The following is a 20,455-nucleotide window of genomic DNA, read 5'->3' as shown; positions in this document are numbered from 1 at the left end:
CGAAAAGGGAGGCTGTCATGAGCGATCCGCATATCCAGCCGGGCAACCGGCGCAGCGTGCTGTCGCTGGCGGTGACGTCGAAGTCGGTGCTCTATGCGGCCTACATGCCTTTCCTGAAGGGCGGTGGCATCTTCCTGCCGACCAATCGCGCCTACCGTCTGGGCGACGAAGTGTTCCTGCTGCTGCAGCTGATGGAAGACCCGGCCAAGCTGCCCATTCAGGGTACGGTGGCCTGGGTGACGCCAGCCGACGCGCAGGGCGGCAAGCAGCAGGGCATCGGCCTGCGCTTCGGCGAGGACGACAGCAGCAAGTCCGCCCGCGCGAAGATCGAACAGGTGGTCGGCGGCTACCTCGGTTCGTCGCGACAGACCCACACGCTCTGATTCAGTATTGATCCACAACGGTTTTTCATGTTCATCGACTCACACTGCCACATCGATTTCCCCGACCTCGCCGTACGCGAGGACGAAGTGCTCGCCAATATGCAGGCCCAGCAGGTCAGCCACGCGCTGTGCGTGTCGGTCAATATCGAACAGTGGCCGCGCGTCACCGGCATGGCCGAGCGGCACGCCAATGTGTTCGCCTCGCTCGGCGTGCATCCCGATTATGAGGACGTGACCGAGCCGGACGTGGCGCAGCTGGTCGATATGTCCGCCCATCCGCGCGTGGTGGCCATCGGCGAAACCGGGCTCGACTATTTCCGCCTGACCGGTGACCTCGAATGGCAGCGCAAGCGCTTCCGCACCCACATCCGCGCCGCGCGCGAGTGCGGCAAGCCGCTCATCATCCACACCCGTTCGTCGGCCGAGGACACGCTGGCCATCATGCGCGAGGAACGCGCGCATGAGGTGGGCGGCGTCATGCACTGCTTCACCGAAACGCTGGAGGTGGCCGAAGCGGCGATCGACATGGGCTTCTGCATTTCCTTTTCTGGCATCGTCACCTTCAAGAACGCACAGCAGTTGCGCGACGTGGCGAAAGCCATCCCGCTGGCGTCGATGCTGATCGAGACCGATTCGCCCTATCTGGCGCCGGTGCCCTACCGCGGCAAGATGAACGAGCCGGCCTACGTGCCGCACGTCGCCGCCGAGCTGGCGAAGGTGCGCGGCATGACGGTGGAGGAGGTCGGCCGCGTCACCACCGATAACTTCTTCCGCCTGTTCCACGACGCCGCCCGACTGGCCGGCCGCGAGGAGGTGGCCGCGTGAAGGCGCTGCGCATCGCACTGCTCGGCTTGGTCCTCGGTCTTGCCGGCGCCAGTGGCGTGTCGGCCGCCGCGTACGACGACCTGATCAACGCCGCCAACCTCGGGGACACCGGCACCGTGGCCAGTTTCATCGACCGTGGCCTGGACGTGAATTCGGTCGATCCGCGCGGCGAAACGCTGCTCATCATCGCCGCGCGCAATGGCTACACCGATCTGGTGAAGGCGCTGCTCGCCCGTCGGGCGAAGATCGAGGCGGTCAATGCGGTCGGCGAGACCGCACTGGCGGTGGCCGCCTTCAACGGCCACGTGGCCGTGGTCGACCAGCTGCTCGCGGCCGGTGCCAATCCGGTCAATTCCCAGGGGTGGTCGGCACTGCACTACGCGGCGATGCAGGGACATGCGACGGTGCTGAAGTCGCTGATCGCGCGCGGTGCGCCGGTCGACGCGCCGGCGCCCAATGGCGCCACCGCGCTGATGCTGGCTGCCAAGGCCAATATCGAATCGGTCAAGGTACTGCTGGCTGCACGCGCCGACGCCCGCATCCGCGGCCGCGACGGAGAAACCGCACTCGACTGGGCGATGAAGGTCGGCAACACCGATGCGGCCGCGCTCATCCGCAAGGCGATGGGGCAGTGATGACCCACCCGGCGACCGGATCCGGCCTCGGCCACGCGACCGACTACCCCGACAGTTACGACGCCGGCCTGCTGTTCCCGATGCCGCGCGAGGCGTCGCGGGCGGCGCTGGGCATAGACGCGCATGCGTTGCCCTTCGGCGGCGTCGATCGCTGGCACGCCTGGGAGATTTCCTGGCTCAACCCGCAGGGCAAGCCTGAAGTCGCCATCGGTCGCTTCGACATTCCGGCCGACAGCAGCCACATGGTCGAGTCGAAGTCGCTCAAGCTCTACCTGAACGGCTACAACAACGAACGCATGAGTTCGCTGGAGGCGGTGCGCGCGCTGATCGAAACCGATCTGTCGGCCGCCTGCCAGTCCGGCGTGACGGTGCAGATGTACACGCCGGACGGCGTGCCGCCGGTGCAGACGCAGGTGGCGGGCGAACTGATAGACGGCCTGGACATCGTCTGCGACCGCTACCAGCCGGACGCCGCGCTGCTGTCCGCCAGCGGCGACACGGTCGAGGAAACGCTGCGCTCCGATCTGCTGAAGTCCAACTGCCCGGTCACGCTGCAGCCGGACTGGGCGTCGCTGCAGTTGCGCTACCGCGGGCCGAAGATCGACCGCGAAGGGCTGTTGCGCTACATCGTGTCCTTCCGCAATCACGCCGATTTCCACGAGCACTGCGTCGAACGCATCTACATGGACGTGATGGCGCGCTGCCAGCCCGAACTGCTCACCGTGTGCGCCTGCTACACGCGCCGCGGCGGGCTGGACATCAACCCCTGGCGCAGCAACTTCGAGTCGCCACCGGACAGTTTCGTCAAGCTGATCAGGCAGTAAGCCGCGCGCGCAGGTCAGCCACCGCGGCGCGGAACTCCGGCGCGCCGCCGTAGCTCGGATGCCGCGCCGGCAGCGCATCGATGCCCATGTCGGCCAGGCTGTGCTGACAGATGCGGCCAATGGCCAGTCGCGGCACACCGGGGAAGAGGGCGAGGAACTGTTCCAGCAGCGGCCGCAGCGCGCGCCGTTCGCTCACGCTGGGCGCGCGGTTGGTCAGCGGCCGGCCGCTCTCGTGCGGGTGGTAGGCGACCGCGTTCCACAGCACGAAATCGGTCGGTGCCCAGCCATTGCCGGCCATCGCGGCCCAGACGATGCTGGCGGTACGCTCCAGCATGCCGTCGGTGTTCTTCAGCTGCGGCAGCACGCGGCTGGTGCGCTGGAAGCTGCCGTCGAAATAATCGCTGCCGCGGCCGGCGACATGGGCTGCCAGCACATCGCGCTCGCTGGTCATCGCCATGCCGGAGAACTTGGCGCCGCTGTAGCTCGGCGCCTCGGCGATCAGCAGCACGCGGGCACGCCCGAGCCGGGCGGCCAGATAGCGCTGCAGGTGGTCGGCGCGGATGCGCGGCGCGTCTGCATCGATGTCATGCAACGGGTCGTGATCGCCCCACGGGTTGAACATCGTGGCGGGGTCGGGAATCAATGCACCGGCCGCGACGGCGGAAACAAAACTGTCGAGATCGTTTTTCGACATCGGGTGTCCATACGGGCTGAAACGCAAGGCGCGCATTGTGCCCGACCTGGCTGTCGTACCGGGAGCGATCGACAGACGCCGGACAAGACAAGAAAGAGAATGAAGCGATGACCTCCGATCTGATTCTGGCCGCACGCATGGCGCTGCGCGATTTCCGTGCCGGTGAGCTGCGCGTGCTCGGCCTGGCGCTGCTGCTTGCGGTGGCCGCACTGACCTCGGTGTCCTTCTTCACCGACCGCGTGTCGCGCTCGGTGGTCAGCGAGGCGAACCAGCTGCTCGGTGGCGACCTGCGGGTGGCCGGCGACAACCCGCTGCCCGACGCCTACGTCGATGAAGCGCAGTCGCGCGGACTGCGTGCGATCCGTACCTGGAGCTTCACCAGCATGGCGTCAGCGGCCGACGGCGCCCAACTGGTCGGCGTCAAGGCGGTATCCGACGGCTACCCACTGCGCGGCAAGCTGCGCATTGCGCCCGAACTGAATGCGCCGGACGCCGATACGCGGGCGATACCCGAGCCCGGCACCGTGTGGCTGGACGAGCGCGCGACCAGTGCGCTGCGCGTGCGAAGCGGCGACACGATCAGCGTCGGCCAGCTCAAGCTGCGCGTGGCTGCGGTCCTCACTTTCGAATCGGATCGCGGTGCGAGCTTCTTCGCCATCGTGCCGCGGTTGATGCTGAACGCGGCCGATCTGCCGGCCAGCGGACTGATACAGGAAGGCAGCCGCATCAGCTACCGGCTGCATGTGGCCGGCGAGGACGCCGCGGTGCGTGCCTACGCCGCCTGGCTGAAGCCGCAGCTGGCGCGCGGCCAGCGCGTCGAGAACGTCGAAGAGGCGCAGCCCGAGGTGCGCGGCGCGCTCGACCGGGCGCAGAAACTCCTGCGTCTGGCGGCCATGCTGGCGGTCGTGTTCGCCGCCGTGGCGGTCGGCCTTGCGGCGCGCCGCTACATGCAGCGCCATCTCGACGGCTGCGCCGTGATGCGCTGCCTCGGCGCCACGCAGGCGCGGCTGACGCGGCTGTTCCTGATCGAATTCGTGCTGGTCGGCCTGCTCGCCTGCGCGCTCGGCTGCGTCGTCGGCTACCTCACGCAGTTCGGCGTCGAGGCGCTGCTGGCCGGTCTGTTCGCGACGAAGTTGCCGCAGCCGGGACTGACGCCGGTGCTGTACGGCTTTGCCGTCGGCATGACGCTGATGCTGGGTTTCGTCTGGCCGCAGCTGCTGCGCCTGCGTCGCGTGTCGACGCTGCGCGTGCTGCGGCGCGAATGGGACGACGCCGACGTCGTGTCCTGGGGCGCCTACGGTTTCGGCCTGGCCTGCCTGTCTGCGCTGATCGTGCTGATGGCTGGCGACCTCACGCTGGGCGCCGTCGTGGTCGGTGGCTTCGCGGCCGCCTGCGCGCTGTATGCGGCGGTCGCCTGGGGCGCGCTGGCGCTGGTGGCGCGGCTGCGCGGCAGTACCGCCGGCGGCTGGCGCTACGGTCTGGCCAGCCTGACCCGCCGGCGCGTGGCGTCAACGGTGCAGATCGCCGCCCTCGGCCTCGGCCTGACCGCGGTGCTGCTGCTGGTCATCGTGCGCGGCGATCTGCTCGATGCCTGGCGCAACCGGCTGCCGGCCGACGCACCGAACCGCTTCGTGCTGAACATCCAGCCCGACCAGCTCGACGCGGTGCGCGCGCAGTTCGCCGACGCCGGACTGGCGGCGCCGCAGCTGCTGCCGATGTCGCGCGCCCGCCTGGTGGCGCTGAACGGCCGCGCCGTGTCGCCGGACGACTACGACGACGCGCGGGCCAAGCGGCTGGTCGAGCGCGAGTTCAACCTGTCCTGGGACGACCACGTGCAGGTCGGCAACCGTATCGTCGCCGGCCGCTGGGACGCCGGCAAGCCTGCCTTCTCGGTCGAGGCCGGCTTGGCGAACACGCTGGGCATCGCGCCCGGTGACACGCTGCGCTTCGACATCGCCGGCCGTCAGGTCGAGGCGGTGGTTGGCAGCCTGCGCGAGCTCGAATGGGATTCGATGAACGTCAATTTCTTCGTCGTCGCGACGCCCGGCGTGCTGGAAGACTTTCCGGCCAGCTACATCACCTCCTTCCATCTGCCGACGTCGGCCGCGGGCTTCACCAACGAACTGGTGGCGCGCTTTCCCAACCTGACCGCAGTCGATGTCGATGCGGTGGTGCGCCAGTTCCGCGCGCTGATGGACCAGCTGTCGGCCGCGGTCAGCGTGGTGTTCGGTTTCGCGCTGCTGGCCGGTGTGGTCGTGCTGCTCGCGGCCATCGAGTCCACACACGACGAGCGCCGTTTCGAACTGGCGGTGCTGCGCACCCTCGGCGCACGCGACCGACAATTGCGCGCCTCGCTGGCCGCTGAATTTGCGATACTCGGGGCTCTCTCTGGCGTGCTTGCGGCATTTGGCGCTCTCGTGCTGACCATGCTGCTGGCCCGCCAGGCCTTTCAGCTCCCGTATCTGCCCTCCGCCGGCCTGCCGCTGGCCGGCGTGGCATTCAGCGTGCTGGCCGTGCTTGCCGCCGGCATGCTGGGTCTGCGTGGAGCGCTGAAGGCACCCGCGCTGGCCAGTCTGCGCGCGCTCTGATTTTTCCGCACGGCCGATGTGACGCGGCGCTGCCGCCGCGCACACGTCCCGTTCGTCTGTCCGTTCCAAACGAGAACAAGAAGATGTTCATCCGATGCAACTGCCGCTGATCACCCTCGTCGCATTGCCCTTCGTCGGCAGCCTGATCGCGGCGCTGCTGCCGACCAATGCGCGCAATGCCGAATCGACGCTGGCTGGCCTGATCGCGCTGTTCTGCGCGGTGCAGGCCGCGCTGCTGTTCCCGCAGATCGCGGCCGGGCAGGTGATACGCGAAGAGATCTCCTGGCTGCCGTCGCTCGGCCTGAACTTCGTGCTGCGCATGGACGGCTTCGCCTGGATGTTCTCGATGCTGGTGCTGGGCATCGGTGCGCTGGTGGTGCTGTACGCGCGCTACTACATGTCGCCGGCCGACCCGGTGCCGCGCTTCTTCGCCTTCCTGCTCGCCTTCATGGGCGCGATGAGCGGCGTCGTGCTGTCCGGCAATCTGTTCCAGATGGTGCTGTTCTGGGAACTGACCAGCCTGTTCTCCTTCCTGCTGATCGGCTACTGGCACCACCGCAAGGACGCGCGCCGCGGTGCGCGCATGGCGCTCACCGTGACCGGCGCCGGCGGCCTCTGCCTGCTGGCCGGTGTGGTGCTGCTCGGCCACATCGCCGGCAGCTACGACCTCGACGCGGTGCTGGCCGCTGGCGACACGGTGCGCGCGCATCCGCTGTACCGGCCGATGCTGGTGCTGGTGCTGCTCGGCGCCTTCACCAAGAGCGCGCAGTTCCCCTTCCAGTTCTGGCTGCCGAACGCGATGGCCGCACCGACGCCGGTTTCGGCCTACCTGCATTCGGCCACCATGGTGAAGGCAGGCGTGTTCCTGCTGGCGCGGCTGTGGCCGGTGCTCGCGGGCACCGACGAATGGTTCTGGCTGGTCACTGGCGCCGGTCTGGCGACGCTGCTGGTCGGCGGTTTCGCCGCCATCTTCCAGAATGACCTGAAGGGGCTGCTCGCCTATTCGACCATTTCCCATCTCGGCCTGATCACCACGCTGCTCGGCCTGAACAGTCCGCTGGCGGCGGTGGCGGCGGTGTTCCACATCATCAACCACGCCACCTTCAAGGCCTCGCTGTTCATGGCGGTGGGCGTCATCGACCATGAAACCGGCACGCGCGACATCCGCCGCCTGAGCGGTCTGGCGCGCTACATGCCGATCACCGCGACGCTGGCGATGGTGGCGGCGGCGGCGATGGCCGGCGTGCCATTGCTCAACGGCTTCATCTCGAAGGAAATGTTCTTCAGCGAAGCGGTGTTCCTCGCCGCCTCGCCCGGCATCGACCGCGCGCTGCCGGCGGTCGCGGTGGTTGCCGGCATGTTCAGCGTCGCCTACTCGCTGCGCTTCACGGTGGACGTGTTCCTCGGCCGCGACAAATGCGGCGCGCTGCCGCGCCAGCCGCACGAACCGCCGCGCTGGATGCGGGCACCGATCTCGGTGCTGGTACTGGCCTGTCTGGTGGTCGGCACGCTGCCGCAGTGGTCCATCCAGCGCATCCTCGAAACCGCGGCGCAGCCGGTGGTCGGCGTGCTGCCGGCCTTCGATCTCGCGGTGTGGCACGGCTTCAACCTGCCGCTGTGGATGAGCCTGCTGTCGCTGGTCGGCGGCATTGCGTTGTTCTTCTTGCTGCGCGGTCCGATGCGCCGCGGTCACCTCGTGAAGGCGCCGCTGATCGGCCGGATCAACGGCAAGCGCGTGTTCCGTTCGCTGCTGGCCCGGCTGACGCTGGCCGGCCGCCACACCCGGCGGCTGTTCGGCACGCGGCGCCTGCAGATGCAGCTGATGCTGCTGGTGCTGGTGACCTTGGTGGCTGCCGCCGTGCCGCTGCGCAAGCTCGGCAGCGAGGCGCTGCTGGCCGGCGGTGACCGTGCCATGCTCGAGTTCTCGCCGATGTTCGCGCTGATGTGGCTGGTTGGCGCGGGCGCTGCGATCGGCGCCGTATGGCAGGCGAAGTACCACCGGCTGACCGCGCTGGCGCTGATGAGCGTGTCCGGGCTGGTCACCGTCATCACCTTCGCCTGGTTCTCGGCGCCCGATCTCGCGCTGACCCAGCTGTCGGTGGAGGCGGTCACCACCGTGCTCATCATGCTCGGGTTGCGCTGGCTGCCGAAGCGGCTGGAAGACGTCGGACGCAATCAGTCGCTGCTCGTCCGCGCGCGGGCACGCGTGCGGCGCGCGCGCGACCTGGCGATCGCGCTGGCTGCCGGCGGCGGACTGGCGCTGCTGTCTTGGGCCATGATGACGCGCAGCTTCCCGCAGAGCATTTCGCCCTTTTTCCTCGAACGGGCACTGCCGGAGGGCGGCGGCAGCAATGTGGTGAACGTGATGCTGGTCGATTTCCGCGGCTTCGACACGCTGGGCGAAATCACCGTGCTCGGCGTGGTGGCACTGACCGTGTATGCGCTGCTGCGCCGCTTCCGTCCGGCGCCGGAAAGTGCGGAACTGCCTGCACAGCAGCAGGCGCTGCCGGCCGATCTGGTGACCGATCTGGTCGATGCCCAGACGGCTGAGGACACCGCCCGCGGTTACCTGATGGTGCCGGCGGTGCTGGTGCGGCTGGTGCTGCCGCTGGCGGCGGTGATCGCGGTCTATCTGTTCATGCGCGGCCACAACGAACCGGGTGGCGGTTTCGTCGCCGGGCTCGTGCTGTCCACCGCCTTCATCGTGCAGTACATCGTGTCCGGCACGCAGTGGGTCGAGGCGCACATGGACCTGCGGCCGCAGCGCTGGATCGCCTTCGGCCTGCTGACGGCAACGGCCACCGGTCTCGGTTCCTTCGCGCTGGGCTATCCCTTCCTGACCACTCACACCGCCCACCTCAGCCTGCCGCTGATCGGCGACATCCACGTCGCCAGCGCGCTGTTCTACGACATCGGCGTGTTCCTGCTGGTGGTCGGGGCGACGCTGCTGATACTGACCGCACTGGGCCACCAGTCGGTGCGCGGACGCCGTGTCCGCGACAGCGATGGTGACGGCGACGAACAAAGAGAGGGAGCGCACTGATGGAAATCGTCCTCGCCTGCGCGATCGGCGTACTGACCGCCTGTGGCGTGTGGCTGCTGCTGCGGCCGCGTACCTATCAGGTCATCATGGGGCTGTCCCTGCTCGGCTACGGCGTGAACCTGTTCATCTTCAGCATGGGCCGGCTGGCGCTGGACAGCGAGCCGGTGCTGGCGCCCGGCGTGCCGACCAACCTTGCGCACTACACAGACCCGATGCCGCAGGCACTGGTACTGACCGCCATCGTGATCGGCTTCGCCATGACTGCGCTTTTCCTGGTCGTGCTGCTGGCGCAGCGGGGCTTCTTCGGCAATGACCATGTCGATGGGCGGGAGGACGCCGAATGAGGGCTCTCGCACAGGCGCTGATGCCGCATCTGATCATCGTTCCCATCCTGCTGCCGCTGCTGACCGCCTGCCTGCTGCTGTTGCTGGACGGCCGGCGCCACCGCATCCGCGGCATGATCGGTCTGGCGGCCGCGCTGGCCAATCTGGCGGTGGCGGTGCTGCTGCTGTTCTGGGTCGGCAGCGACCAACCCGCCGCCTACGGCGTCTACCTGCCGTCGAACTGGGACGTGCCCTTCGGCATCGTGCTGGTCGCCGACCGCCTGTCGGTGCTGCTGCTGGTCACCGCCGCCGTCGTCGCGCTGATGGCGCTGCTGTTCGCGGTGGCGCGCTGGCACAAGGCGGGTGCGCATTTCCATCCGCTGTTCCAGATCCAGATCATGGGCCTGAACGGCGCCTTCCTGACCGGCGACCTGTTCAACCTGTTCGTGTTCTTCGAGGTGATGCTGGCGGCGTCCTACGGCCTGCTGCTGCACGGTTCGGGTCCGTCGCGGGTGCGCACCGGGCTGCACTACGTGGCGATCAACCTGCTGGCGTCCTCACTCTTCCTGATCGGCGCCGCGCTGATCTACGGCGTCACCGGCACGCTGAACATGGCGGACATCGCGGCCCGTATTCCGCAGGTGGCGGCCGGCGATCGCGCGCTGCTGCACGCCGGCTTCGCGGTGCTCGGTGTCGCCTTCCTCGCCAAGGCGGCGATGTGGCCGCTGAACTTCTGGCTGGTGCCGGCCTATGCCGCCGCCAGTGCACCGGCAGCGGCGGTGTTCGCGCTGCTGACCAAGGTCGGCGTCTACGTGCTGCTGCGCTTCAGCACGCTGATGTTCTCGGACCAGGCGGGCGCTTCCGCCGGCTTCGGCAGCGACTGGCTGCTGTGGGGCGGTACGGCGACGCTGGCGGCCGGCGCCTTCGGCATGTTTTCGACGCAGCGGCCGGGCCGGCTGGCAGGCTTCGCCGTCATCGTGTCCTCGGGCACGCTGCTGGCCGTACTCGGTCTGGCCCGCCCGGAACTGACCGCCGGCGCGCTGTACTACCTGCCCAGTTCGACGCTCGGCGTGGCCGCTTTCTTCCTGCTGGCCGAGCTGATGGAGCGCTCGCGCAGCGCCGACGTCGCCGGCGCGCGCGCGCCGGAGGACGAGGAGGATTACCTGCCGTTCCCGCTGGCCGAACTGGAACTGGACAAGGACGTCAATCTCGACGAGGACGAGGAAATGCTGATCGGCCACGCCATTCCGGCCGCCACCGCGCTGCTTGGCCTGGCCTTCATCTGCTGCACGCTGCTGGTCGCCGGACTGCCGCCGCTGTCCGGCTTCATCGGCAAGTTCGTGCTGCTGTCGGCGCTGGTGCCGGGGCTGAGCGCCGACACCGCTCGCATCGACGCGCTGCTGACCTGGGTGCTGCCGGTACTCATCGTGCTGTCCGGGCTGTGCGCGCTGGTGGCACTGTCGCGCGTCGGCATCCGCTTCTTCTGGACGCCGGTCGATCGCGAAGCACCGCTGCTGCGGGTGGTCGAATTCGTGCCGATCGCGGTGCTGGTGGGCGCGTGCGTGTTCATTTCGGTGCGCGCCGAGCCGGTCATGCGCTACGCGGCGGCGACCGCCGACGCGCTGTACCGCCCGGCCGGCTATATCGACGCGGTGCTGTCGGCGCGGCCGCGACCGACACCGACCAATGCCGAACGCCTCGGCCTGCAAGGGCCGGAGTCCGCGCCATGATGCGCCGCCTGTTTCCCGCTCCGCTGCTGTCGCTGGCGCTGCTCGCGCTGTGGCTGCTGCTCAACAACGCGTCGCTGGGCCTCGGGCAGGTGCTGCTCGGCGCGATTCTCGGCGTGCTGGTGCCGCTGCTGACGCAGTCGCTGCGGCCGACGCCGGTGCGCTTCAGCCGTCCGTGGGTGGCACTGCGGCTGTTCATGCAGGTCGGTTACGACGTGATCGTCTGGAACTGGCGCGTGCTGCGCGGCACGCTGGCCACAGGCAAGCGCATGCCGCGCGGCGGTTTCGTCGTCGTGCCGCTGGACATGCGCGACCCGAACGGACTGGCGGTGCTGGCGGCCATCATGTGCGTCATCCCCGGCACCATCTGGTCGGAACTGGCGCTGGACCGCAGCGCGCTGCTCGTCCACATGTTCGACCTGGACGATGCCGCGGCCGAGATCGAACTGATCAAGCGCCGCTACGAGCGCCCGCTGATGGAGATATTCGAATGAGCCCGCTGCTGTTTTCCGCCATCGTGTTCACGATGGGCTGCTACATCACGGCGATGGCGCTGGCGCTGCTGCGCCTGGTCCGCGGTCCGTCCGCGCAGGACCGCGTGCTGGCGATGGACCTGATCTGCACCATCGCGATGCTGATCCTGATGGTGCTGGCGATACGCTATCGCAGCGCGATGTACTTCGAGGCGGCACTGCTCATTTCGATCTTCGGCTTCGTCAGTTCGGCCGCCATGGCGAAATTCCTGTTGCGCGGCGAGGTGATCGAATGAACGCCCGCGTCATGCCGGAGGCAGCGCGATGATTCCGCCGCTGCCCCTGTGGATCGAAATTCCGGTGGCGCTGCTGCTGGCGCTGAGCGGCGTGTTCACGCTGGTGGCGGCGATCGGCGTGGTGCGCTTCCGCAGCTTCTTCCAGCGCATGCATCCGCCGGCGCTGGCCTTCAGCTTTTCCGCCTGGTGCGTGACGCTGGCCAGCATCCTGTACTTCTCGGTGCAGGATGGCACGCTGTCGCTGCACGCCTGGCTCATCATCATCTTCCTGTCGCTGACGGTGCCGGTGACCACCATCCTGCTGTCGCGCACGGAGCTGTTCCGCCGGCGCAACAGCGGCGACCCCGACATGCCGCCGCCGCTGAGCGCCAGCGTGCCGCTGTCGGCGGACGCGGACGAATCCTCGCCCACGCCGCGCTGAGCCGGCGCCGCGGCCAGCTCAGAGCAGCAGCGGTGCGACGAAGGCGAAGAAGCCGCCGATCAGGAAAAGCAGGACCGACATGGCATACACCGCCACCGATGTCCGCCGGGCACGGGCGCAGGCGCGCGCCGCGGCCGGGTCGGCCGGGCAGGGCAGCGAGCGGGCGCGCCACTGCGCAGCACCCGCCAGCGCCAGCAGGGCGGCGGCGACGCCGAACACCGCACCCTTGTGCTCGGACAGCCAGATCAGCTGCGGCAGCCGACTGGTCAGCGTGACCAGCGTGGCGCCGGCGCCGAGTGCGACCAGCAGCGCCGGCAGCGCACAGCACACCAGCGTCGAACCGCTGGCCAGCAGCGACAGGCCGCTGGCGCCGAGCGACGCGCGCAGGCCGCGTTCGGGTGCGTCCATGTCAGCGTCCCTTGAGCGCGGCACGCAGGCTGTCCAGCGTGTCGGGCACGCGTTCGATCTTCTTCACCTGGTAACCGGCGTCGGTGATCTGCGTGCGCAGCGTGTCGTCGGCGATGTCCTGCCCATCCTTCAGGCTCAGCGCGACGATCTTGTGTTCGAGACTGACCAGCACGTCGGCGGTGGCGGCGTTGCTGCGCAGCTTCTTCTCGATCGCTGAACCGCAGAAGGCGCATACCAGACCTTCGACCTGCATCTTGATCGTGCTGGCGCCCAGCACCGGCACCGCGGTCAGCGAAAGAGCGATGGTCATGATGTAAAACTTCATCTTATTCATTGCATTACCTTTCAATTCAAAAGAGGAGCATGAGGTTTACGAAGGCGTCGCCACGGTGCTCGCGATTGACGCTGACGCCGACATCGACCCACCAGCGGCGCTGGAACAGGCGTAGCAGCGGCGTGATCTGGGTGGCCTCGGTCAGCCCGCTGCGACGCTCGGCCTGCAGGCCGATCCAGGTGGCGATGTCCTCGTAGTCGGCGGCGTAGGGCGCCCACAGCCCCTGCGCTGTCGTGACCACCTGGGTGTGTCCGGCCGCGTGATAGGCGTGCGTGGACAGTCGGGCGTAGATGCGCCGCGTTTCGTGGTCGGCCCAGAAGCCGCCATGCACGCCGCTGTGGGTGCCGGCGAACTCGCTGCCGCGGGCGGCGAGCGGTCCACCATATATGTATGCGTTGGTGATGCCGTCGCTGCCGTAAGCGCGATGCACCAGCCAGTTCGCCTGCAAGGTGGTGTAGCGGCGTTCTGTCAGTCCGTCGTCCGACACGTAGCGCGACTGCCCGGCGGCAACCGACAGGTTGGCGCGCAGGCCGTGCGCCACTTCAGCCATCTGGCTGTCGGGCGAGGCGGTGAACATGAACATGGTGATGTCGCGCGGAATGAAGAATCCGGCGACGGCCTGGGTCGACAGCGCGGCCAGTGGCAGCGCCGCGAACCAGCCGCGCGGCACGGCACAGCGCCTGCCGCGCGCGAGCGGCAGCTTGAAACGGAACATGAGTGACTCCTGAACGATGCGAGGGCGGAATAGAGCGACGTTCAGGACGGTCTGGGTGGTTTCTCCAGAGGCGCGGGGATGTGCGAACGCTCGACGGCGTTGGGATGCAGCGCCAGGACGGCCGAGCCGGCGGGTGAGGCGGGCGGCGGGGACTGCGTGATCGCGATCGCCTGCGCGACCGCACACAGCGCCGCCTGTGCGCCGGTGTCCTCGCAGCTGTCGCAGTCGTGGCCGGGCATGTCGATCTCCATCATCGCCCCGGCCAGTGCGCAGTGCGTGCTGCAGTGAAGCGCGTAGGCGTGCAGCGGCAGCGCGCACAGCATCAGCAGTGCGATCAGGCGGCGCAGCAGGGGGCGGCGGGCAGCGTGCATCGGGAAAGCGTGACAGCTATCGCTCACGCAGACAAGACTGCCGCCCGCGGGTTCAGACCACCTGCGGCCAGTGCAGGTCGCCGCACAGCACGCGCAACTGGTCGTCCCAGCCGCGGTAGGCGATGGACACGGTCACGCACAGCAAGCCGGACGAGATGGACAGATAGGGGCGCGTCACCTGCACCTTGCCGACGTGCTCGATGGCGCGACGGAAGTAGGGGCGGCGCGACCAGCGCGCGTGGCGATTGATCGACAGCGAGCGGTACTGGCTGTCGGCGGTGCCGAAGGGCTGCGAGGTCCGCACATTGCGGCCGACCTGGCGGCCGTCGGCATCGAGCAGGAAGCAGCAGTCGGCGCGCTCCAGCTGCAGGAAGCCACGGCAGGCTTCTTCCATCGGGATGCCTTCCTCCAGCAGCACGGCGCAGCCGCCCATGGCGTGGATGTAGGGTGCGATCAGCTCGCGGTAGCGCGCGGCACCGCTGCCGCGCGTCGTATTGAAGCGTTCCCACAGGTCGTTCAGCACCGGGCTCACTTCGCGCGTGTCGACCGGGCGGGCCGCCGGCATCGCGAAGTAGAAGCCCTGGACGAAATCGATGTCGGCGTCGAGTGCGGCCAGTGCCTGCGCTTCGGTTTCGACGCCTTCGAGCAGCACCAGCGAGCCGGCTTCGTGGATCAGGCTGACGATCTGCGGCAGCAGTCGGCGCGCCGACGGGTCTTCGACCGACTTGACGGCGAAGGAGCGGTCGAGCTTGACGATTTCCGGCTGCATGGTCCAGATGCGGTCGAAGTTCGAATGGCCGGCGCCGAAGTCGTCGAGCGCGATCATGCAGCCGAGGCCGCGCAGGTACTCGACGGTGCGGGCGAAACCGGCGTGTTCGGACACCGCCTGTTCCATCACCTCGATGACGATGCGGCGCGGATCGATGTCCGGGTGTTCCGACAGTTCGGGCAGGAAGTCGCTGAGGTCGCTGTCCGGACCGCTGCGGAACACTTCCGGGTGGATGTTCAGGAAGAGCCAGCCGTCGTGCGTGTCCTGCGCGGCGTGGTTGTTCACGTGCAGGTAGCGGCACAGCTGGTCGAGGTAGCGCAGGTCTTCATAGCGCGTGGCGCCGGCGATGACGCGGGCCGGCGCGACCGGGTTCGCCTCCGCATCGGCGGCGCGCAGCAGCCCTTCGTGGCCGATGGCGCGACAGTGCGAAACGCTGAAGATCGGCTGGAAGTGACTGGTCAGCGTCAGGCCCTTGTAGCGGGCCAGCACGCCATTTGCGCTGTGGACGATGTCGGCGCCGGGTGCTTGCTCGGCTTCCGCGACGACGGATAACGATGCGTGGGCCATGAGGGCGCTCGAAAATGGATGATTGAACTCCTTATCGGCAGTGCACCATCGAGTCTTGAACCAAAGATGCGCGTGCGGGATTTCTTCCCTTGTGACAGCCGGTTGCGGCCCGCCGGCTATACTTCGCAGCCGCCGTACGCAGCGCCTTTTCAACCTCGCTCCTGACCACCCCGCGTGCCTGAAATCCCGTCGTTCGTCATCGTATTCGGTCTGCTCCAGCTGCTGCTGCTCGCTGCGGTCGCTTGGCTTGTATTGCGCCTGCGTGCGCTCGGCGGCGGGCTGGACGCCGTGGCGCAGGAGGGCCAGCGGCAGACGCTGGCCGCGCTGCACGAGGGGCTGCAGCGGCAGACCGAGCGCACCGTGGGCATGCAGGCCGATGCCAACGAGCGGCTGCGCCGCGCCATTTCGCTCGAACTGGGCGTGGCGCGCGACGCGGTCGGTGCGCTGCAGCGCGCCCAGCAGGTCGGGCTGGCCGAACTGTCGGCGGCGCTGAACAGCCGGCAGGAAGCGCTGCGCACCGAACTGGTGGCGCAGACCGCGGCCACGCTGGCCGAACAGACGCGGGTGCAACAGGAGGCGCTGCAGAACGGCCTGCAGAATGCATCGGTGCAGCTGACCGCGTCGATCGAATCGCTCACCCGTACCGTGAACGAGCGGCTCGAACTGCTCAGCGGCCGGGTGCACGAGCGGCTGGAAGAGGGCTTCCGCAAGACCAATGAAACCTTCGCCAGCGTGATGGCGCGGCTGGCCACCATCGACGAGGCGCAGAAGAAGATCGAAGGGCTGTCGACCAGCGTCGTCAGCCTGAAGGAACTGCTGGGCGACAAGAAGGCGCGCGGCGCCTTCGGCGAGGTGCAGCTGGAGGCGCTGGTGCGCAACGCGCTGCCGCCGGACGCCTTCGAATTCCAGGCCACGCTGTCGAACGGCGCGCGGGTCGACTGCCTGCTGCGGCTGCCGGAGCCGACCGGCCGGGTGGCGGTCGATTCGAAGTTCCCGCTGGAGAACTACCACCGCATGTTCGCCGCCGACGTGGCCGAAGCCGACCGCCGGCAGGCCCAGGCAGCCTTCCGGGCCGACGTGCGCAAGCACGTCGATGACATCGCGGCCAAGTACATCATCGCCGACGAGACCTCGGACGGCGCGGTCATGTTCCTGCCGGCCGAGGCGGTGTTCGCCGAACTGCACGCCCACCACGCGGAGGTGATCGCCTACGCGCAGGCGAAGCGGGTGTGGATCGTGTCGCCGACCACGCTGATGGCGGTGCTGAATACCGCGCGCGCCGTGCTCAAGGACGTCGAGACGCGCAAGCAGATTCACCTGATCCGTGACGCGCTGGGCCGGCTGGCCAAGGACTTCACGCTGTTCGACAAACGCATGGAAAAGCTCGCCACCCACATCCGCCAGGCGCACGACGACGTGCAGGAAGTCGCCATTTCCAGCCGCAAGATCAGCGGCCAGTTCGTGCGCATCGAGCGCGCCGAGGCCGACGCGCTGAAGTCGCTGGACGTGCCGGAGGAGGGCGCATGAACGCCGCGCTGCAGCAGATCCTGCTCGCCGCGCCGCTGTTCGTGCTGGTGTTCGTCGGCTACGGCATCGTCCATTGGGGCGGCTGGCCGAAGGCGGCGGCCGACGCGCTGGCCAAGTTCGTGTTCACCATCGCGTTGCCGGCCATGCTGTTCCGGCTGATGAGTGGCTTTGCCAGCCTGCCGCCGGTGGACGTGCGGCTGCTGGCCGCCTTCTTCGGCGGCTGCCTGGTCGTGTTCCTGCTCGGTCGTCTGGTGTCGGCGAAGCTGTTCCGGCTCGACGGTGTGTCGCAGTCGGTGTTCGCGCTGGGCGGCGTGTTCTCGAACAACGTGCTGCTCGGCCTGCCGCTCACCCGCATCCTGCTCGGCGACGAGGCGATGCCGGCGGCGGCGCTGGTGGTGGTGTTCAACGCGCTGACGCTGTGGACGCTGGTCACCGTGTCGGTGGAGTGGGCGAAGACCGGTGCGCTGACGCTGGCCGGCTTCGGCAAGACCGCGCGCGGTGTGCTGACCAATCCGCTGGTCGCGTCGATCCTGGCAGGCACCCTGTTCAGTCTGACCGGTTTCCAGTTGCCGTCGCTGATCGACCAGCCGCTGAAGTTGCTCGGTGATGCCGCGCTGCCGATGTCGCTGATCGCGCTCGGCATGGGGCTGGCGGAATTCGGCGTGCGCGATGGCTGGCAGCAGAGCGTCAGCATCTGCGTGCTGAAGCTGGTCGCCCACCCGCTGGTGGTGTGGGCGCTGGCTGTGCTGCTCGGTCTGCCGCCGGTGGAAACGCAGGCCGTGGTGCTGCTCGCCTCGCTGTCGGTCGGCGCCAACGTCTACCTGATGTCGCGCCAGTTTCATGTCATGCAGGGGCCGGTGGCCAGCAGTCTGCTGATGTCCACCGCGCTTGCCGCGCTGACCACGCCGCTGATGCTGGCGCTGGTTGCGGCGACCGTCTGACCGTTCTTCGGCTTGCGAGGTGGAGCGCGCAGGCCTGGTCTTTTGACTCAGAAAGCGCCCGTTCGAAGCGCACGGACCGCAGCCGCCGCATCGCGACCGGAGGTCGCTCCCACAAGGATTGCGCCCTGTTTGCCTGCGGGGCCGGGTTTGGTGGGAGCGAGCTTGCTCGCGATTGCAGCCTGAATCGAAGCCGGCGGTCTGCATCAGCTGCGTCGCGGCCAAGGCCGCTCCCACAGGAGATGCGCCAGACCCGCGGCCCGAGCCGGGGCGGGGTTCTGTGGGAGGGGTCTTCTGACCCCGACGGCGAGCTGCCCGCGGACAGCAGCGCCTGCCTCAGTCCTCCGCACTCGGCTTCAGCGCCGCCTTCACCGTCACCTCGTTCAGCGACGGTTCGCACAGTTCGATGAAGCGGTAGGCGTAGCTGCGCAGGTAGTGCTTGCGGCGCAGCGCGATCAGCGTGGTGTTTGCCTCGAACAGGTGTTCGCTGTCGAGCAGGCGCAGGCCGCTGTCGCGGACCGGGTCGAAGGCGACCGAGGCGATGATGCCGGCGCCCAGGCCCAGGTCGACATAGGTCTTGATCACGTCGGCGTCGAGTGCGGACATGACGATGTCCGGCAGCAGACCGGCGCGGGCGAAGGTGGCATCGATGCGTGCGCGGCCGGTGAAGCCCTCGTGATAGGTCACCACTGGATGTTCGGCCAGCGCTTCCAGCGTCAGCGGTTTCACCGCTTCGAGCGGGTGGCCGGCGGGCACGATGGCGGCGTGGTGCCACGAATAGAAGGGGAAGGTGACCAGCTCCGGCGCGCCCGACAGGGTTTCAGTCGCGATGCCGATGTCCGCTTCGCCGTCGTTCAGCAGATCGACGATTTCGGTCGGGCTGGCCTGCAGCAGCACCAGATGCACCTTGGGGAAGAGGCGCTTGAATTCGGTCACCACGCGCGGCAGCGCGTAGCGCGCCTGCGTGTGCGTGGTGGCGATGCGCAACTGGCCCTCGTCGCGTCGGGCGAACTGCTCGGCCAGCCGCTTGATGTTGCCGGCGTCGAGCAGCATGCGCTCGACGATCTCGACCAGTTCGCTGCCCGGCTCGGTCAGGCCGAGCAGGCGCTTGCCCTTGCGGACGAAGAGCTCGACGCCCAGTTCGTCCTCCAGATCCTTGATGTGCTTGCTCACGCCGGACTGCGACGTGAACAGCGCGTTGGCGACTTCGGTCAGGTTGAACTGACGCCTGACGGTTTCGCGGATGATGCGCAACTGCTGGAAATTCATCGTTCTTCTCTCTGTTTCATGGCTCGATGCGGCGCCGGTTTCAGCGCGCGAACACGCGCAGCCGCGACGGCTGCAGGCGTACCGTCTGGCCTTCCTGCAGCGCCAGCGCGGCGACGCGATCGCGTGTCAGTTCCACTTCGAAGTGCTGGCCGGTGGCGCCATTCAGTCCGTCCAGTTCGACCCGGGCGGTGACGCCGAAGGACAGCACGCGACTGATCCGCGCCGGCACGCCGTCGGTGGCGGCGGCGTCGGTCAGGATGTCCAGCTCGTGCGGTCGGGCGAAGGCGATCACCTTGTCGCCGTGCGCGAAGCCGTCGGCGAGGTGCGGCAGGCGGTCGTCGCCGACGCGTAGCGCGTCGCCGTCGACGTGAGCGTGGAAGGGATTCACCGCGCCGAGGAAGCCATAGACGAAGGGCGTGGCCGGATGGCGGTATACCTCTTCCGGCGTGCCGATCTGCTCGACCTTGCCGTGGTCCATCAGCACCACGCGGTCGGCCACTTCGAGCGCCTCTTCCTGGTCGTGGGTGACGAAGATGGAGGTGATGTGCAGCTCGTCGTGCAGCCGGCGCAGCCAGCGGCGCAGTTCCTTGCGCACCTTGGCGTCGAGTGCGCCGAAGGGTTCGTCCAGCAGCAGCACGCGCGGCTCGACCGCCAGCGCGCGGGCCAGCGCGATGCGCTGGCGCTGACCGCCGGACAGCTGGGCCGGGAAGCGGTCGGCCAGCCAGTCCAGCTGCACCAGCTTGAGCAGATCGTGCACCTTGGTGCGGATCACCTTTTCCGACGGCCGCTGGCTGCGCGGCTTCATGCGCAGGCCGAAAGCCACGTTGTCGAACACGCTCATGTGGCGGAACAGTGCGTAGTGCTGGAACACGAAACCGACGTGGCGTTCGCGCACGTGGGTGTCGGAGGCGTCCTCGCCGTCAAGCAGCACGCGGCCGCTGTCCGCCGATTCGAGTCCGGCGATGATGCGCAGCAGCGTGGTTTTGCCGCAGCCGGACGGGCCCAGCAGCGCGACCAGCTCGCCGGTCGGGAAGTCGAGAGACACGTCGCCCAGCGCGACGAAGTCGCCGAAGGCCTTGTGGATGTTCTGGACCTGGATGCTCATTCTTCTTCCTTCAATAGGGGCTCGTGATGCGGGTTCGATGCGCGCGCGTGGTGGCCGGAGCGTTCCGGACAAGGCGGATCGACGCAGCCTGACTGGCCGTCAGGCAAGGAGATTCAACGCAGGCCGGGACGCTCCGGCTGCCATGCCCGAAGGGTTGCTCGCGCGCACTTGACCCGTTGCGTCTGGCTCGAAAGTCGGCGGAGCGCGAGTAACGCGTGTA

21 protein-coding genes are annotated in these 20,455 nt (G+C 68.2%); 13 read left to right on the top strand and 8 right to left on the bottom strand.

The annotated features are described in order from the left end of the window. The first annotated feature begins 17 nt into the window (after nucleotides 1–17). From AC51BJ_RS13310 to queF, 4 genes are read left to right on the top strand one after another with little or no spacing between them, the layout of a single operon-like run. Complete coding sequence (locus AC51BJ_RS13310) at nucleotides 18–383, top strand: PilZ domain-containing protein (protein WP_430433844.1); 366 nt, start codon at nucleotides 18–20, stop codon at nucleotides 381–383. 27 nt (nucleotides 384–410) lie between these two features. Then, entirely contained in the window at nucleotides 411–1,208 is a 798-nt protein-coding gene (locus tag AC51BJ_RS13305; RefSeq protein ID WP_496280537.1) for a TatD family hydrolase, read from the top strand. Continuing rightward, on the top strand, nucleotides 1,205–1,843 hold the full coding sequence (locus AC51BJ_RS13300) for an ankyrin repeat domain-containing protein (protein ID WP_496280536.1): 639 nt from the start codon (nucleotides 1,205–1,207) through the stop codon (nucleotides 1,841–1,843). Before AC51BJ_RS13305 ends, AC51BJ_RS13300 begins: the two co-directional genes overlap by 4 nt. Beyond that, entirely contained in the window at nucleotides 1,843–2,667 is an 825-nt protein-coding gene (gene queF / locus AC51BJ_RS13295; RefSeq protein ID WP_496280572.1) for an NADPH-dependent 7-cyano-7-deazaguanine reductase QueF, read from the top strand. Before AC51BJ_RS13300 ends, queF begins: the two co-directional genes overlap by 1 nt. Here the strand turns inward: queF and AC51BJ_RS13290 are convergent. Further along, the gene (locus AC51BJ_RS13290; protein WP_496280535.1) at nucleotides 2,657–3,361 is read right to left on the bottom strand and encodes a uracil-DNA glycosylase; all 705 of its coding nucleotides are present in this window, start codon (nucleotides 3,359–3,361) and stop codon (nucleotides 2,657–2,659) included. The genes queF and AC51BJ_RS13290 overlap by 11 nt on opposite strands. 107 nt (nucleotides 3,362–3,468) lie before the next feature. Between AC51BJ_RS13290 and AC51BJ_RS13285 the strand changes: the two genes are divergently transcribed. The 7 genes from AC51BJ_RS13285 (at nucleotide 3,469) to AC51BJ_RS13255 (ending at nucleotide 12,232) form a co-directional block, all read left to right on the top strand. After that, on the top strand, nucleotides 3,469–5,949 hold the full coding sequence (locus tag AC51BJ_RS13285) for an ABC transporter permease (RefSeq protein WP_496280534.1): 2,481 nt from the start codon (nucleotides 3,469–3,471) through the stop codon (nucleotides 5,947–5,949). Nucleotides 5,950–6,043: 94 nt separating this feature from the next. Continuing rightward, the gene (locus AC51BJ_RS13280) at nucleotides 6,044–8,992 is read left to right on the top strand and encodes a monovalent cation/H+ antiporter subunit A (RefSeq protein ID WP_430433849.1); all 2,949 of its coding nucleotides are present in this window, start codon (nucleotides 6,044–6,046) and stop codon (nucleotides 8,990–8,992) included. Next, nucleotides 8,992–9,336 (top strand): Na+/H+ antiporter subunit C, encoded by a 345-nt coding sequence (locus AC51BJ_RS13275; RefSeq protein ID WP_430433850.1) that lies wholly within the window; start codon nucleotides 8,992–8,994, stop codon nucleotides 9,334–9,336. Before AC51BJ_RS13280 ends, AC51BJ_RS13275 begins: the two co-directional genes overlap by 1 nt. After that, the gene (locus AC51BJ_RS13270; RefSeq protein WP_496280533.1) at nucleotides 9,333–11,045 is read left to right on the top strand and encodes a monovalent cation/H+ antiporter subunit D; all 1,713 of its coding nucleotides are present in this window, start codon (nucleotides 9,333–9,335) and stop codon (nucleotides 11,043–11,045) included. Before AC51BJ_RS13275 ends, AC51BJ_RS13270 begins: the two co-directional genes overlap by 4 nt. After that, nucleotides 11,042–11,536 carry a Na+/H+ antiporter subunit E gene (locus AC51BJ_RS13265; protein ID WP_496280532.1) on the top strand — a complete coding sequence of 165 codons (495 nt, stop codon included), beginning with the start codon at nucleotides 11,042–11,044 and terminating at the stop codon, nucleotides 11,534–11,536. Before AC51BJ_RS13270 ends, AC51BJ_RS13265 begins: the two co-directional genes overlap by 4 nt. Further along, nucleotides 11,533–11,811 (top strand): K+/H+ antiporter subunit F, encoded by a 279-nt coding sequence (locus tag AC51BJ_RS13260; RefSeq protein WP_430433853.1) that lies wholly within the window; start codon nucleotides 11,533–11,535, stop codon nucleotides 11,809–11,811. Before AC51BJ_RS13265 ends, AC51BJ_RS13260 begins: the two co-directional genes overlap by 4 nt. A gap of 28 nt (nucleotides 11,812–11,839) precedes the next feature. Next, on the top strand, nucleotides 11,840–12,232 hold the full coding sequence (locus AC51BJ_RS13255) for a Na+/H+ antiporter subunit G (RefSeq protein WP_496280531.1): 393 nt from the start codon (nucleotides 11,840–11,842) through the stop codon (nucleotides 12,230–12,232). A gap of 18 nt (nucleotides 12,233–12,250) precedes the next feature. On the opposite strand, the gene AC51BJ_RS13250 is transcribed toward AC51BJ_RS13255, so the two are convergent. From AC51BJ_RS13250 to AC51BJ_RS13230, 5 genes are read right to left on the bottom strand one after another with little or no spacing between them, the layout of a single operon-like run. Beyond that, nucleotides 12,251–12,640 (bottom strand): hypothetical protein, encoded by a 390-nt coding sequence (locus AC51BJ_RS13250; RefSeq protein WP_496280530.1) that lies wholly within the window; start codon nucleotides 12,638–12,640, stop codon nucleotides 12,251–12,253. A 1-nt stretch (nucleotide 12,641) separates the two neighbouring features. Next, on the bottom strand, nucleotides 12,642–12,950 hold the full coding sequence (locus AC51BJ_RS13245) for a heavy-metal-associated domain-containing protein (protein WP_496280529.1): 309 nt from the start codon (nucleotides 12,948–12,950) through the stop codon (nucleotides 12,642–12,644). Between the two features lie 40 nt (nucleotides 12,951–12,990). Then, on the bottom strand, nucleotides 12,991–13,689 hold the full coding sequence (locus AC51BJ_RS13240) for a hypothetical protein (RefSeq protein ID WP_496280528.1): 699 nt from the start codon (nucleotides 13,687–13,689) through the stop codon (nucleotides 12,991–12,993). 41 nt (nucleotides 13,690–13,730) lie between these two features. After that, the gene (locus AC51BJ_RS13235) at nucleotides 13,731–14,060 is read right to left on the bottom strand and encodes a hypothetical protein (protein WP_496280527.1); all 330 of its coding nucleotides are present in this window, start codon (nucleotides 14,058–14,060) and stop codon (nucleotides 13,731–13,733) included. 52 nt (nucleotides 14,061–14,112) lie between these two features. After that, complete coding sequence (locus tag AC51BJ_RS13230; RefSeq protein WP_304001305.1) at nucleotides 14,113–15,396, bottom strand: sensor domain-containing phosphodiesterase; 1,284 nt, start codon at nucleotides 15,394–15,396, stop codon at nucleotides 14,113–14,115. 174 nt (nucleotides 15,397–15,570) lie between these two features. On the opposite strand from AC51BJ_RS13230, the gene AC51BJ_RS13225 reads away from it, so the two are divergent. Both AC51BJ_RS13225 and AC51BJ_RS13220 read left to right on the top strand, forming a co-directional pair. Then, nucleotides 15,571–16,923, top strand: coding sequence for a DNA recombination protein RmuC (locus AC51BJ_RS13225; RefSeq protein WP_496280526.1), 1,353 nt, complete (start codon nucleotides 15,571–15,573; stop codon nucleotides 16,921–16,923). Then, on the top strand, nucleotides 16,920–17,864 hold the full coding sequence (locus tag AC51BJ_RS13220; RefSeq protein ID WP_430433859.1) for an AEC family transporter: 945 nt from the start codon (nucleotides 16,920–16,922) through the stop codon (nucleotides 17,862–17,864). The genes AC51BJ_RS13225 and AC51BJ_RS13220 overlap by 4 nt, the downstream gene beginning before the upstream one ends. A gap of 333 nt (nucleotides 17,865–18,197) precedes the next feature. Here AC51BJ_RS13220 and AC51BJ_RS13215 read toward each other — a convergent pair whose 3' ends face one another. Together AC51BJ_RS13215 and AC51BJ_RS13210 are read right to left on the bottom strand one after the other, a co-directional pair. Continuing rightward, a complete protein-coding gene (locus AC51BJ_RS13215) occupies nucleotides 18,198–19,130 on the bottom strand; it encodes a CysB family HTH-type transcriptional regulator (RefSeq protein WP_496280525.1) in 933 nt (310 codons plus the stop codon). 40 nt (nucleotides 19,131–19,170) lie between these two features. Then, the gene (locus AC51BJ_RS13210; protein WP_496280524.1) at nucleotides 19,171–20,235 is read right to left on the bottom strand and encodes a sulfate/molybdate ABC transporter ATP-binding protein; all 1,065 of its coding nucleotides are present in this window, start codon (nucleotides 20,233–20,235) and stop codon (nucleotides 19,171–19,173) included. Nucleotides 20,236–20,455 lie beyond the last annotated feature (220 nt).

The organism is Methyloversatilis sp. S146-33, from assembly GCF_059552495.1.
This window is presented reverse-complemented; position numbering and strand designations above follow the sequence as displayed.

Bases quoted from the DNA above. Each gene is read 5' to 3' on its own strand.
- AC51BJ_RS13210 (WP_496280524.1), bottom strand. From the start codon at position 20,235: ATGAGCATCCAGGTCCAGAACATCCACAAGGCCTTCGGCGACTTCGTC.
- AC51BJ_RS13245 (WP_496280529.1), bottom strand. From the start codon at position 12,950: ATGACCATCGCTCTTTCGCTGACCGCGGTGCCGGTGCTGGGCGCCAGC.
- AC51BJ_RS13310 (WP_430433844.1), top strand. From the start codon at position 18: ATGAGCGATCCGCATATCCAGCCGGGCAACCGGCGCAGCGTGCTGTCG.
- AC51BJ_RS13280 (WP_430433849.1), top strand. From the start codon at position 6,044: ATGCAACTGCCGCTGATCACCCTCGTCGCATTGCCCTTCGTCGGCAGC.
- AC51BJ_RS13255 (WP_496280531.1), top strand. From the start codon at position 11,840: ATGATTCCGCCGCTGCCCCTGTGGATCGAAATTCCGGTGGCGCTGCTG.
- AC51BJ_RS13265 (WP_496280532.1), top strand. From the start codon at position 11,042: ATGATGCGCCGCCTGTTTCCCGCTCCGCTGCTGTCGCTGGCGCTGCTC.
- AC51BJ_RS13290 (WP_496280535.1), bottom strand. From the start codon at position 3,361: ATGTCGAAAAACGATCTCGACAGTTTTGTTTCCGCCGTCGCGGCCGGT.
- AC51BJ_RS13260 (WP_430433853.1), top strand. From the start codon at position 11,533: ATGAGCCCGCTGCTGTTTTCCGCCATCGTGTTCACGATGGGCTGCTAC.
- AC51BJ_RS13230 (WP_304001305.1), bottom strand. From the start codon at position 15,396: ATGGCCCACGCATCGTTATCCGTCGTCGCGGAAGCCGAGCAAGCACCC.
- AC51BJ_RS13285 (WP_496280534.1), top strand. From the start codon at position 3,469: ATGACCTCCGATCTGATTCTGGCCGCACGCATGGCGCTGCGCGATTTC.
- AC51BJ_RS13270 (WP_496280533.1), top strand. From the start codon at position 9,333: ATGAGGGCTCTCGCACAGGCGCTGATGCCGCATCTGATCATCGTTCCC.
- AC51BJ_RS13235 (WP_496280527.1), bottom strand. From the start codon at position 14,060: ATGCACGCTGCCCGCCGCCCCCTGCTGCGCCGCCTGATCGCACTGCTG.
- AC51BJ_RS13305 (WP_496280537.1), top strand. From the start codon at position 411: ATGTTCATCGACTCACACTGCCACATCGATTTCCCCGACCTCGCCGTA.
- AC51BJ_RS13215 (WP_496280525.1), bottom strand. From the start codon at position 19,130: ATGAATTTCCAGCAGTTGCGCATCATCCGCGAAACCGTCAGGCGTCAG.
- AC51BJ_RS13275 (WP_430433850.1), top strand. From the start codon at position 8,992: ATGGAAATCGTCCTCGCCTGCGCGATCGGCGTACTGACCGCCTGTGGC.
- AC51BJ_RS13250 (WP_496280530.1), bottom strand. From the start codon at position 12,640: ATGGACGCACCCGAACGCGGCCTGCGCGCGTCGCTCGGCGCCAGCGGC.
- AC51BJ_RS13240 (WP_496280528.1), bottom strand. From the start codon at position 13,689: ATGTTCCGTTTCAAGCTGCCGCTCGCGCGCGGCAGGCGCTGTGCCGTG.
- queF (WP_496280572.1), top strand. From the start codon at position 1,843: ATGACCCACCCGGCGACCGGATCCGGCCTCGGCCACGCGACCGACTAC.
- AC51BJ_RS13220 (WP_430433859.1), top strand. From the start codon at position 16,920: ATGAACGCCGCGCTGCAGCAGATCCTGCTCGCCGCGCCGCTGTTCGTG.